14 protein-coding genes are annotated in these 11,162 nt (G+C 65.7%); all 14 read right to left on the reverse strand.

Translation table 11 applies throughout. The features are described 5' to 3' along the window. Window positions 1-5: 5 nt before the first annotated feature. On the reverse strand, window positions 6-527 hold the full coding sequence (locus AC14A7_RS07760; protein ID WP_484007860.1) for a DUF5684 domain-containing protein: 522 nt from the start codon (window positions 525-527) through the stop codon (window positions 6-8). A gap of 4 nt (window positions 528-531) precedes the next feature. After that, complete coding sequence (locus tag AC14A7_RS07765) at window positions 532-1,278, reverse strand: YaaA family protein (RefSeq protein ID WP_484007862.1); 747 nt, start codon at window positions 1,276-1,278, stop codon at window positions 532-534. An 11-nt stretch (window positions 1,279-1,289) separates the two neighbouring features. Further along, window positions 1,290-1,808, reverse strand: a complete 519-nt coding sequence (locus AC14A7_RS07770; RefSeq protein WP_484007864.1) for a P-loop nucleotide/nucleoside kinase family protein — start codon at window positions 1,806-1,808, stop codon at window positions 1,290-1,292. Window positions 1,809-1,839: 31 nt separating this feature from the next. After that, window positions 1,840-2,100: a F0F1 ATP synthase subunit epsilon gene (locus AC14A7_RS07775; protein ID WP_484007866.1), complete on the reverse strand. Its 261-nt coding sequence runs from the start codon at window positions 2,098-2,100 to the stop codon at window positions 1,840-1,842. 2 nt (window positions 2,101-2,102) lie between these two features. After that, window positions 2,103-3,581 carry a F0F1 ATP synthase subunit beta gene (gene atpD, locus AC14A7_RS07780; RefSeq protein ID WP_484007868.1) on the reverse strand — a complete coding sequence of 493 codons (1,479 nt, stop codon included), beginning with the start codon at window positions 3,579-3,581 and terminating at the stop codon, window positions 2,103-2,105. A gap of 19 nt (window positions 3,582-3,600) precedes the next feature. After that, window positions 3,601-4,500 carry a F0F1 ATP synthase subunit gamma gene (locus AC14A7_RS07785; RefSeq protein WP_484007870.1) on the reverse strand — a complete coding sequence of 300 codons (900 nt, stop codon included), beginning with the start codon at window positions 4,498-4,500 and terminating at the stop codon, window positions 3,601-3,603. A gap of 45 nt (window positions 4,501-4,545) precedes the next feature. Beyond that, entirely contained in the window at window positions 4,546-6,183 is a 1,638-nt protein-coding gene (gene atpA / locus AC14A7_RS07790; RefSeq protein WP_484007872.1) for a F0F1 ATP synthase subunit alpha, read from the reverse strand. 51 nt (window positions 6,184-6,234) lie between these two features. Continuing rightward, entirely contained in the window at window positions 6,235-7,023 is a 789-nt protein-coding gene (locus AC14A7_RS07795) for a F0F1 ATP synthase subunit delta (RefSeq protein WP_484007873.1), read from the reverse strand. Beyond that, window positions 7,023-7,589: a F0F1 ATP synthase subunit B gene (locus tag AC14A7_RS07800; RefSeq protein WP_484007875.1), complete on the reverse strand. Its 567-nt coding sequence runs from the start codon at window positions 7,587-7,589 to the stop codon at window positions 7,023-7,025. The genes AC14A7_RS07795 and AC14A7_RS07800 overlap by 1 nt, the downstream gene beginning before the upstream one ends. A 25-nt stretch (window positions 7,590-7,614) precedes the next feature. Next, window positions 7,615-7,851 (reverse strand): ATP synthase F0 subunit C, encoded by a 237-nt coding sequence (gene atpE, locus AC14A7_RS07805; RefSeq protein WP_130980424.1) that lies wholly within the window; start codon window positions 7,849-7,851, stop codon window positions 7,615-7,617. 45 nt (window positions 7,852-7,896) lie between these two features. Next, entirely contained in the window at window positions 7,897-8,745 is an 849-nt protein-coding gene (atpB, locus tag AC14A7_RS07810; RefSeq protein WP_484007877.1) for a F0F1 ATP synthase subunit A, read from the reverse strand. Window positions 8,746-8,842: 97 nt separating this feature from the next. Then, window positions 8,843-9,274: a Cg1360 family ATP-synthase-associated protein gene (locus tag AC14A7_RS07815; protein ID WP_484007879.1), complete on the reverse strand. Its 432-nt coding sequence runs from the start codon at window positions 9,272-9,274 to the stop codon at window positions 8,843-8,845. Beyond that, window positions 9,271-10,479 carry an MraY family glycosyltransferase gene (locus AC14A7_RS07820; protein ID WP_484007883.1) on the reverse strand — a complete coding sequence of 403 codons (1,209 nt, stop codon included), beginning with the start codon at window positions 10,477-10,479 and terminating at the stop codon, window positions 9,271-9,273. Before AC14A7_RS07820 ends, AC14A7_RS07815 begins: the two co-directional genes overlap by 4 nt. Next, window positions 10,476-11,153, reverse strand: a complete 678-nt coding sequence (locus AC14A7_RS07825) for an L-threonylcarbamoyladenylate synthase (protein ID WP_484007885.1) — start codon at window positions 11,151-11,153, stop codon at window positions 10,476-10,478. The genes AC14A7_RS07820 and AC14A7_RS07825 overlap by 4 nt, the downstream gene beginning before the upstream one ends. Window positions 11,154-11,162: the final 9 nt, after the last annotated feature.

An 11,162-nucleotide genomic window follows, 5' to 3' on the forward strand; every position in this document is an offset into this window, starting at 1 on the left:
GGTGCCTACTGAGCCGTGTACGGCTGCTCGCCCTGGCTGGCGGCAGGCTGGTAGCTCGCACGCTGCTCGTAGGGCACCGAGCCGAAGCCGGCAATCGGCGGCGGAAAGCCGTGTGCCCTGAGCAGCTCTGGCTGGTAGACCTCGTTCTTGCCGCCGAGCATGAACGCCCAGACGAACGGCAGGAAGATGCCGAGCACGACAAAGGCACCGTCCTTGCGGAATGCGAGGCCGGTGCGATACATCCCGATGTACAGAAACACCCATGTCACGTACGCGCCGAACGGCACGAACGTCAGCAGCGACAACCATCCCTGGAATCCGCCGACCTCCAGCCACTTCCAGTTGCTGTAGACAGGCACCCAGGCGATCCACGGCTCGACGCCCACCTTGCGGAAGAACGACGACAGCGCGAGTGCCATAAGCACGTAGACGCCGACCGCCAGCACCAGGTAGAACACGAGCATCCCGGCGTAGATGGCGAGCATGGCCGCAAGGGCGGAGTCGTTGACGTCGCTGTAGTCGCTCATGTGATCAGACTACGAGGTCGAGCTCGCCTGCAACGCCACGCTCCAGCGTGAAGCCGGAGACCGCAGCCCACTCGAGCAGGCTATCCACCGACTCGTGGCTGATGCCTGCCGCGATGACGGCACGGGCAAAGACGCCCTTCGCCTTCTTGTTGAAGTGGCTGAGCGCCACGCGTCGACCCGACGCCCCCTCGGACACGACACGGAGGTAGACGGCGTTCTCCCGCCGTGGTGCAGCGCCGAGCGACGCATAGGCCTCCGACCTCGCGTCGACGACGAGCCCGTCGTGAGCGGCGAGCTCTGCACTCACCGCCGCTCGCCAGTGACGGCCGAGCGGGAGCCCGGGCAACCGCGAGTTGTGCGACAGGCGGTAGGCCGGCACGGGGTCGTCAGAGCCGAGCAGCCCGAACAGGGCGGAATGGATGGCGACGTTCGACGCCGCGAAGGCGCGTTCCGTCGCTGTAAGCGAGGCCGCATCCAGCCCGTCATAGAGCACGCCGGTGTAGCGCTCAATGGCAGGGAGGACGGCGGAGGTCGCAATGACCCGGTTTCGCTCGAGCTCGTGCTGTTGCGTCGGGCCGAGGCCGAGGGCTCCTGCCGCGAGGTTATGGTCACGCGACAGCGCCGCGAGAGCGCTCAGCGCCGCCGTGCGCTGCGGAGTGAGCGACGAATAGGACAGGGCAGACAGGTCGAGGAACGACCCCTCTGCCCCGCCGTCCCGCTTCGTCTCCGACTGGGGAAGGATCAGCAGCATTGCGGCGATGCCTACTCCAGAAACCGCAGAGCGCGGTCGACGTTCGCGGCGAGCGGCTCGACTGAGTCGAGGGTCAGGCGCTCGACCTCGGCACTCACACCACTCCACTCGTCGTACTCGTCGAGGCTCTGCTCGACGGCGTGCCAGGTCGGCTCGCTCACGTGGGGAAGGTTGCGCTGACGAGCCTCGAGACGCTCACGGTGCACCTCCGGGTCAGAGCAGACCACCTCGATGAACTTGATCGCATCGCCGTGCCGCGCGGCAAGCGCCACCCACTGCTCGCGCGCAGGGTCGACCGCGTTGACCGCGTCGACGATGACGCTGTTGCCCGGGGCCATGACGCTCGATGCGAGCGACTCGGCAACAAGGTAGGCGGCCAACCCTGTCGGCTGGTCGGAGTCGATTCCCGCACTGAGTATCGCCGACTCCAAGGGGTCGACGGAGATCACCGGAATCCCGAGCTTCTCACCGAGAACATCGGCGATAGTGCTCTTGCCGGCTCCGGGAAGTCCCGCGGTGACTATCAGCATGCGCGGAACCTCACGATCGGTTGGTGCGGGATCAGGCCAGGGCGGCGCGACGAGCCACGATCGTCACGTTGTTGTTCTCCACCGAGAGGAATCCGTCTTCCGCGTTCGCCGTGACGACCGCGCCGTCGGCGAGGGAAATGCGCACCTCGCCAGCGCCGAGGATCGCCAGCAGGGGCTCGTGACCGGCAAGGATGCCGATCTCGCCCTCTGTCGTGCGCGCGCTCACCTGCTTCGCCGTGCCTGACCACACTTCCTGGTCGGCCGAGACGAGGCTCACCGTGAGATCGGCCATGGCTAGCCGTTCTCCTTCTGGATCTTCGCCCACTGCTCTTCGACGTCGGAGATGGCGCCGACGTTGAAGAACGCCTGCTCTGCAACGTGGTCGAACTCGCCCTTGGCGATCGCGTCGAACGACTCGATCGTGTCCTTCAGCGGAACCGTCGAACCCTCGACACCGGTGAACTTCTTCGCCATGTAGGTGTTCTGGGAGAGGAACTGCTGGATGCGACGTGCGCGCGAGACGGTGATCTTGTCTTCCTCAGAGAGCTCGTCGACACCGAGGATCGCGATGATCTCCTGCAGCTCCTTGTTCTTCTGGAGGATCTGCTTGACCGTGGTCGCCACGCGGTAGTGGTCGGCGCCAAGGTAGCGGGGGTCGAGTATGCGGCTGGTCGAGGTCAGCGGGTCGACGGCCGGGTAGAGGCCCTTCGATGCGATCTCGCGGCTGAGCTCCGTCGTCGCGTCGAGGTGCGCGAAGGTCGTCGCCGGAGCCGGGTCGGTGTAGTCGTCAGCAGGCACGTAGATGGCCTGGAGCGACGTGATCGAGCGACCGCGGGTCGAGGTGATGCGCTCCTGCAGGATGCCCATCTCGTCGGCGAGGTTCGGCTGGTATCCAACGGCGGATGGCATGCGGCCGAGGAGCGTCGAGACCTCGGAACCGGCCTGCGTGAAGCGGAAGATGTTGTCGATGAAGAGCAGAACGTCCTGGTTCTGCACGTCGCGGAAGTACTCGGCCATGGTGAGGGCAGAGAGGGCGACGCGAAGACGCGTTCCCGGCGGCTCGTCCATCTGGCCGAAGACGAGGGCGGTCTTGTCGAAGACTCCCGCCTCCTCCATCTCGCTGATGAGGTCGTTGCCCTCACGGGTGCGCTCGCCGACGCCGGCGAACACGGAGACACCACCGTGGTCCTGCGCAACGCGCTGGATCATCTCCTGGATGAGCACGGTCTTACCGACACCGGCGCCACCGAAGAGGCCGATCTTTCCACCGAGCACGTACGGCGTGAGAAGGTCGATGACCTTGATGCCGGTCTCGAACAGCTCGGTCTTCGACTCGAGCTGGTCGAATGCCGGGGGCTTGCGGTGAATCGGCCAGCGCTCAGCGAACTCGAACTTCTCGCCGGGCTCGCCGTTGAGCACCTCGCCGATGACGTTGAAGACCTTGCCCTTGGTTGCGTCGCCAACGGGAACGGAGATCGCCTCGCCGGTGTCGCGCACCTCCTGGCCGCGAACGAGGCCGTCGGTGGGCTTCAGCGCGATCGCGCGAACGAGGTCGTCACCGAGGTGCTGCGCGACCTCGAGGGTGATCTCGGTGCTCTCGGTGCCGATGGTGACGGTCGTCTTGAGCGCGTTGTAGATCTCGGGGATCGACTCGTGCGGAAACTCGATGTCGACGACCGGGCCGGTGACGCGTGCGATGCGTCCGACGCCGGCGACCTTGACGGAGTCCGCCTTGGCGGAGCCGCTCTTCTTGGCAGGGGCTGTTGTAGTCATGGTTTCCCTTGTCTCTTCTTTACTTCGAACCCGAGAGGGCGTCGGCGCCGCCGACGATCTCGGAAATCTGCTGGGTGATCTCCGACTGGCGGGCGTTGTTGGCCAGTCGTGTGTAGTCCTTGATGAGCTTGTCGGCGTTGTCGCTCGCCGACTTCATCGCCTTCTGGCGCGCTGCGTGCTCTGACGCAGCGGACTGCAGCATGGCGTTGAAGATGCGGCTCTCGATGTAGACGGGCAGGAGCGCGTCGAGCACGTTGTCGACCTCTGGCTCGAACTCGTACAGCGGCAGAACCACGTTGTCGCCGGGCTCTTCCACACCCTCTACGACCTCGAGGGGAAGAAGGCGAACGACCTCAGGCACCTGCAGCACGACACTGACGAAGCGGTTGTAGACGATGTGGATCTCGTCGACGCCACCCTCGCTCGCGGGCTGGAGGAACTTCGCGACGACTGCCTCGCCGATCTTCTGCGCCGTCTCGAACTCCGGCTTCTCAGTGCCGCCTGCCCAGACCTCTTCCGCGTCGCGCTTGCGGAAGGCGAAGAACGCCGCCGCCTTGCGACCGACGAGGTAGAAGACGACTTCCTTGCCCTGGCTGCGCAGCAGCGTTGCGAGCTCGTTCGACTCACGCAGCACGTTGCTGCTGAACGCTCCCGCGAGTCCGCGGTCAGACGAGAAGATGACGATCGCAGCGCGCTCGATCTTCACCGGCTCGGTTGTCAGGATGTGGTCGACGTTCGAGAACGTCGCGACAGCGGAGACTGCGCGCGTGATCGCGCGCGAGTACGGACCGGATGCCGCAACCCGCGCCTGCGCCTTCTGAATGCGCGAAGCGGAGATGAGCTCCATGGCCCGAGTGATCTTCTTGGTCGTCTGGGCAGACTTGATCTTCTGCCGGTAGACCCGAAGTTGCGCTCCCATGTCTTACGTCTTCCTTAGTAGTCGGTGATCGAGGTCGGCGAGCGCTTAGCGCCTGCTCTTGACGATCTTCTCCTGGTGGACCTCTTCTTCTTCGATCGGCGCGAACTGCTCGCTGCCGACCGACGCAAGCGGCTTGCCCTCGCCCGTCTGGAACTCGAGCTTGAACTTGTCGACCGCCGCGTCGAGGTCGCTCGTGGTCGCGTCGTCGAGCACGTTCGTGTCGCGCAGCGTGTCGAGAACCTTCGTGTTGCGGGCAAGGAAGTCGTGCAGCTCCGCCTCGAAGCGCAGGATGTCTTCGACCGGAACCTCGTCGAGCTTGCCGTTCGTGCCGGCCCAGATCGAGACGACCTGGTTCTCGACGGGGAACGGCGAGTACTGCGGCTGCTTGAGCAGCTCGGTGAGGCGGGCGCCACGGGCCAGCTGACGACGGCTCGCCGCATCGAGGTCGCTCGCGAACATCGCGAAGGCCTCGAGCGAGCGGTACTGGGCCAGCTCGAGCTTGAGCGTTCCAGAGACCTTCTTGATCGACTTGACCTGCGCGTCGCCACCGACGCGCGAGACCGAGATGCCGACGTCGACAGCGGGGCGCTGGTTGGCGTTAAACAGGTCGGACTGGAGGAAGATCTGGCCGTCTGTGATCGAGATCACATTGGTCGGGATGTAGGCGGAGACGTCGTTGGCCTTCGTCTCGATGATCGGCAGGCCGGTCATCGATCCGGCGCCGAGCTCATCGGAGAGCTTCGCGCAACGCTCGAGCAGACGGGAGTGCAGGTAGAACACGTCGCCGGGGTATGCCTCGCGTCCCGGCGGGCGGCGCAGCAGGAGGGAGACAGCGCGGTAGGCCTCTGCCTGCTTCGACAGGTCATCGAAGATGATGAGCACGTGCTTGCCGTCGTACATCCAGTGCTGGCCGATGGCCGATCCGGTGTACGGGGCGAGGTACTTGAAGCCGGCGGGGTCGGATGCCGGGGACGCGACGATGGTCGTGTACTCCATGGCGCCGGCCTCTTCGAGCGCGCCCTTGACGGCAGCGATCGTGGAGCCCTTCTGGCCGATGGCGACGTAGATGCAGCGCACCTGCTTGTTGGTGTCGCCCGACTCCCAGTTGGCCTTCTGATTGATGATCGTGTCGATCGCGATGGCCGTCTTGCCGGTCTGGCGGTCGCCGATAATGAGCTGGCGCTGTCCGCGGCCGATCGGGATCATGGCGTCGATGGCCTTGATGCCGGTCTGCATCGGCTCGTGCACGCTCTTGCGCTGCATGACGCCGGGGGCCTGCAGCTCGAGGGCGCGACGCGCGGTTGCTGCGATGTCGCCGAGGCCGTCGATCGGCACGCCGAGCGGGTCGACGACGCGGCCGAGGAATGCGTCGCCGACGGGGACGGAGAGAACCTCGCCCGTGCGGGTGACCTCCATGCCAGCCTCGACGCCGCTGAACTCACCGAGCACGACGACGCCGATCTCGCTCTCGTCGAGGTTCTGCGCGAGGCCGAGCGTGCCATCCGCGAAGCGGATGAGCTCGTTCGCCATCACACCGGGGAGGCCCTCGACGTGGGCGATGCCGTCTGCGGCGTCGGTGACATAGCCGACCTCGGTGGTCGCGGTCTTGCCCGGCTCGTAGGCCTTGACGAAGTCCTTCAGCGCGCTGCGGATCTCGTCCGGGCTAATGGTCAGTTCTGCCATGGGGTGTGTCTCTCTTCTTGAGGTTCTTGGCTTCGGAAGTCTCTGATGGACTCAGGAAGCTAGCTGAAGTCTGAGGTCGTTGAGCTTGGTGGCAACGCTGCCGTCGATGACCTCGTCACCGATCTGAACGCGGATGCCACCGACGATCGACGGGTCGATCACGTGGTTGATGCGCAGGTCGCGGCCGTGCGCCTTCGAGAGGGCGGCGGCGATTCTGCCGAGCTGCTTGTCGTCGATGGAAGCCGCGCTCGTCACCGTGGCGACGGCGAGGCCTGCCTCGTCGGCGACGATCGAGGCAGCCTGACGCAGCAGAGCGGCAATGCGACGGCCGCGCGGCTGCTGCACGAGATGGTCGACGATGGCCAGCGTCTGTGCGCTCGCCTTGCCACCGAGCAGCGTGCGAACAAGGGCCGACTTGTCGACGGCCTTGCCGAGCTTGCTGCTGACGGCCAGTTCGAGCTCCGGGTCGGTGCCGACGATGGCGCCGAAGGAGAACAGCTCGTCCTCGATCTTCGTGGTGCCTGCGGAGCGCGCCAGCACGCGGAAGCCGAGCTCCTCGACGGCGGCAAGCAGATCCTGGTCGTCAGACCAGCGATTGCTCACCACGGTGCCGAGAAGGCTGCGGGCACCCGCCGAGAGCGACGAGAAGACCGCGTCGATGATCGATACCTTGTCGGCCGACGCAGCAGAGGAGTCGGACAGCGCGGCGAGCAACTGCGCGGAGTCGCCGATGACCCGGCCAGCGGCGAGCAGCTGCTCACCGGTCGCCACGTCAGCGGTGCCGAGGGAGGACAGAGCCGCCGTCGACGCGCTGAGAGCCTGCCGTGTTGCCGAGCCCATTACTTGCCTGCCTTCGCCTTCGCGGATTCGGACGCCTCGAGCTCAGCGAGGAACCGGTCGACGACGGCCGCAGCCTTCTTGTCGTCGCTCAGCGACTCGCCGATGACGCCGGAGGCCAGGTCGATCGCGAGCGAGCCGACCTCGGAGCGCAGCGAGACGAGGGCGCTCTGGCGCTCCGCCTCGATGGACGCCTTGGCGCTCGCTGTGACGCGAGCTGCCTCGATCGTTGCCTGCTCCTTGAGCTCTGCGATGATCGCGTTGCCGTCGGCGCGAGCCTGCTCGCGGATGCGAGCTGCCTCTGCACGAGCGTCGGCGAGCTGCTTCTTGTACTCCTCGAGCGCGGCGTTGGCCTCGGCCTGGGCGTTCTCCGCCTTGGCGATGCCACCCTCGATGAGCGACGCGCGCTCGTCGAGGGTCTTCGTGACCCGCGGCAGCACCTTCCAGATGAAGGCGACGAGGATGATCGCGAAGCACACTGCCGACCACAGGAGGTCATAGCTGGCGGGAAGGAGAGGGTTGATCTCTTCCTCTGCCGCTGCAGCGGCGTTCAGGATTGCGGGAAGCATCCTGATCTCCTAACGGTGGGTGTGACTACGGGAACGGGATGAACGCGACGGCGATCGCGATGAACGCGAGTGCCTCGGTGAACGCGATGCCGAGGAACATGAGGCCGGTGAGGCGACCCTGCAGCTCGGGCTGGCGGGCAACCGACTCGACGGTCTTGCCGACGACGAGGCCGACGCCGATCGCGGGGCCGATGGTTGCGACACCGAATGCGAGGGGCGCGATGTTGCCGGTCAGTTCGGCAACGGTCGTGATGGGGTCCACGTGTGGTTCCTTCCGTGATGGATGGCTGGCGGGTGCCGAGCCGGTTTAGTGCTCTTCAGCCAGCGCGAGCTGGATGTATACAGCGGTGAGAAATGTGAATACGTATGCCTGCAGCACAGCGACGAGAATCTCGAAGACGGTGAATGCGAGGCCGAAGGCGAGGGTGCCGATGCTGAACAGGCTGAAAGCGCTGGCGGTCGCGAGGAAGAACGAGGTTGCAGAGAAGCAGAGCACGAGCAGCATGTGCCCGGCGACCATGTTCATGAGAAGTCGGATGCTGAGCGTGATGGGACGGAGGATGAAGGTCGAGAGGAACTCGATCGGCGTCACGATCACGTAGAGCGGCAGTGGCACGTTCGGCGGGAAGAGCGACGACTTGAGGAAGGTGCCCGGGTGCTTCTTGAGGCCCGCGTAGATGAACACGACGTACGACACAAGGGCGAGAACGATCGGCATGCCGAACACCGAGGTGCCCGCGAGGTTGAGCCCGGGGATGATGCCGGTGATGTTCATGAACAGGATGAAGAAGAACATCGAGATGAGCAGCGGGCCGAATCGGCGGCCGTCTTTCTCACCGAGGTTCTGAACGACAACGTTGTTCTGCACGAAGCCGACGGCCAGCTCGAGCACGCTCTGGCCGCGGGTCGGAATCACCTTGAGGGCGCGAGAGCCGACCAGGAACAGCACGAGCAGCGCCGCGACCACGAGGAAGCGGATGAGCATGAGCCGGTTGATCTCGAAGACAGTGCCATCGAAGAAGATGGCCGGCGGGAAGAATTCTTCCAGCGACGGCCCGTGGAATTCTGCCGTGTCGCCGGACTCGTCATCGGTGGCGAACGGGAGAAGCAGGCTGAGAGCGTTATGTAGCAGCGCTATCTCCGAAAATCGGGGCACACATGCGTGTGCGGCGATGAAAAAGGGGGGTGATTCGCCTTCAGCCTATCAAGAGTTTCGACGGGCGCAGAATCCCCGCGCTGAGGGTCGCCTTGCCTTACTCGGAGCCGGGCAGCTCAACGTCGACATATGGCGTGCGCGAGCGCACGTAGGCGAGCATGTCGACGACGAGACTGCCGATCACCGCGGCGAGAACCGCAACGAAGAAGACCATGGGGTCGAGGAATGGAGCCCCGCGTAGCAGCACGACGATGACGATGAACACCACGAACTTGAGGAACCATGCCCCGAGGATGACCCCGAAGAAGAGCGCGATCGACGGCTGGTCGCGCGTGACCCGCTGGGCGATGATGATGCTGACGGCGGTGAAGGCCATGAACACGGCGGTGACCGCGGCACCGATGAGAGCGCTGACCAGTCCGTTGGTGCCGGCGACGAGATAGCCGAGGAGAGATCCAAGTGCGGCGATGACGATCGCGAGGATCGCGCCGTAGATGAGCGCCGTGCGCAGGATGGGAGTCGGTGTCATGGGGTGGGTGTGCCGTTCTTGGTGGTGGGGATGGCATCCAGCGCCTCATGCATCTGGCGCTCGAGGATCTCGTTCACCTCGTCGGGGCCGCCGAGGGCTGCGTCGCTCAGCACCCTGGATCGGCCACGCAGAGGGAGAAGGGTGACGGCGGTGCAGGCGACCAGCGCCGCGAGGATCACGAGGGATGCGGACTGCCACGGCATGATCATGAAGGCGAGGCAGCCGAGGGAGAAGGCGGCTGTCCATCCGTAGAAGATCAGCACGGCCTGGAGGTGGCTGTGCCCCATGTCGATCAAGCGGTGGTGCAGATGCTTGCGGTCGGCCGCAAAGGGCGACTTGCCGGCGAGGAGCCGGCGGATGACGGCGAGCCCGAAGTCGAGCAGCGGCACCACGAGCACGGCGAACGGCAGCAGGATCGGCAGGAAGGCCGGGAACAGGAGCCCGCCGTACGCCCACGTCTCCGGATCGACCTGACCGGTCACGGCGATGGCAGAGGCCGCCATGAGCAGCCCGACCAGCAGGGCGCCGGCGTCGCCCATGAAGAGCTTGGCCGGGTGGAAGTTGAGCGGGATGAATCCGGCGCAGGCCCCGATGAGAACCGCCGTGATGAGCGACGCGAGGTTGAAGTACTCGGTGTTGTTCGAGGTGGCGAGCACATAGGCGTAGACGAAGAAGACGCCGTTGGCGATGAGGGCGACACCCGCAACGAGACCGTCGAGGCCGTCGATGAAGTTGATCGCGTTCATCACGAGAACGACCGTGAGCACGGTGACGACAAGGGAGACACTGGCGGGCAGGATCGTCACGCCGCCGAGGATCGGAAGGGTGTAGATCTGGATGCCGGAGGCAGCGAGCACCCAGCCGGCGATGATCTGCCCGGCGAGCTTCGTCACCCAGTCGAGATCCCAGATGTCGTCGGCGACGCCGATGAGCACGATGATGAGCGCGCTGCCGAGCACGCCCCACACCTTGAGCGGCTCGGAGAAGATGAGGCTGAAGGTCGGCAACTGCGAGGCGATGCCGATCGCTGCGACGATGCCGACGAACATCGCCACCCCGCCGAGGCGCGGGGTCGGCCGGGAGTGCATGTCGCGCTCGCGGATCTTGGGGTAGAGCCGGTAGCGGTGGCTGAGCTTGAGGATCGCGAAGGCGAGCAGGAAGGTGATCAGCGCAGAGGCTCCGGCGATGAGGACGTAGAAGACTATTCGCACTTGTCGGCTCCGACGATCTCGCGGATAGCGGCGTCCGCAACGACACCGCTGCGCAGGATGCGGAGCTTGCCCGACGGCCGCACCAGCGCGGTCGCGTCGACGATGGTCGACCCCGTTCCGGCGTCGAAGCCCTCGTAGGCGAGACCCGCTGGGCCGTCATCGAGGTAGACGGCAACGCTCTCGCCGAGCATGGCCTCTGCCTCGGCCGCGGTCATGGCAGCCGGGCGCCCGGTCAGGTTGGCGCTCGAGACCGCGAGCGGGCCGGTCTCTGCGAGCAGCTCGAGGGCGACACGGTTCGACGGCACGCGAAGGGCGACGGTGCCCCGGGTCTCACCGAGATCCCAGGCGAGCGACTCGCGGGCAGGAAGGATGACGGTGAGGCCGCCGGGCCAGAACTCGGCAACGAGGGCGCGCACCTCGTCTGGTACCGTCTCGGCGAGTGCATCGAGGGTCTCAGCACCGGCGATGAGCACGGGCGGCGGCGCGGTGCGCTCCCGCCCCTTGGCAGCCAGCAGCCTCTCGACCGCAGCGGGGCTGAAGGCGTCGGCACCGACACCGTAGACGGTGTCGGTCGGGATCACGACGAGCTCGCCCTTGCCGATGGCGGCCCTCGCGAGTCGCATTCCGGTCAGTAGCGCAGCGTCGACGGAGCAGTCGTAGATGGCCATGTCGCTCCA

It is taken from the genome of Conyzicola sp. (genome assembly GCF_057073975.1).

Bases quoted from the DNA above. Each gene is read 5' to 3' on its own strand.
- AC14A7_RS07760 (WP_484007860.1), bottom strand. From the start codon at position 527: ATGAGCGACTACAGCGACGTCAACGACTCCGCCCTTGCGGCCATGCTC.
- AC14A7_RS07765 (WP_484007862.1), bottom strand. From the start codon at position 1,278: ATGCTGCTGATCCTTCCCCAGTCGGAGACGAAGCGGGACGGCGGGGCA.
- AC14A7_RS07770 (WP_484007864.1), bottom strand. From the start codon at position 1,808: ATGCTGATAGTCACCGCGGGACTTCCCGGAGCCGGCAAGAGCACTATC.
- AC14A7_RS07775 (WP_484007866.1), bottom strand. From the start codon at position 2,100: ATGGCCGATCTCACGGTGAGCCTCGTCTCGGCCGACCAGGAAGTGTGG.
- atpD (WP_484007868.1), bottom strand. From the start codon at position 3,581: ATGACTACAACAGCCCCTGCCAAGAAGAGCGGCTCCGCCAAGGCGGAC.
- AC14A7_RS07785 (WP_484007870.1), bottom strand. From the start codon at position 4,500: ATGGGAGCGCAACTTCGGGTCTACCGGCAGAAGATCAAGTCTGCCCAG.
- atpA (WP_484007872.1), bottom strand. From the start codon at position 6,183: ATGGCAGAACTGACCATTAGCCCGGACGAGATCCGCAGCGCGCTGAAG.
- AC14A7_RS07795 (WP_484007873.1), bottom strand. From the start codon at position 7,023: ATGGGCTCGGCAACACGGCAGGCTCTCAGCGCGTCGACGGCGGCTCTG.
- AC14A7_RS07800 (WP_484007875.1), bottom strand. From the start codon at position 7,589: ATGCTTCCCGCAATCCTGAACGCCGCTGCAGCGGCAGAGGAAGAGATC.
- AC14A7_RS07815 (WP_484007879.1), bottom strand. From the start codon at position 9,274: ATGACACCGACTCCCATCCTGCGCACGGCGCTCATCTACGGCGCGATC.
- AC14A7_RS07825 (WP_484007885.1), bottom strand. From the start codon at position 11,153: ATGGCCATCTACGACTGCTCCGTCGACGCTGCGCTACTGACCGGAATG.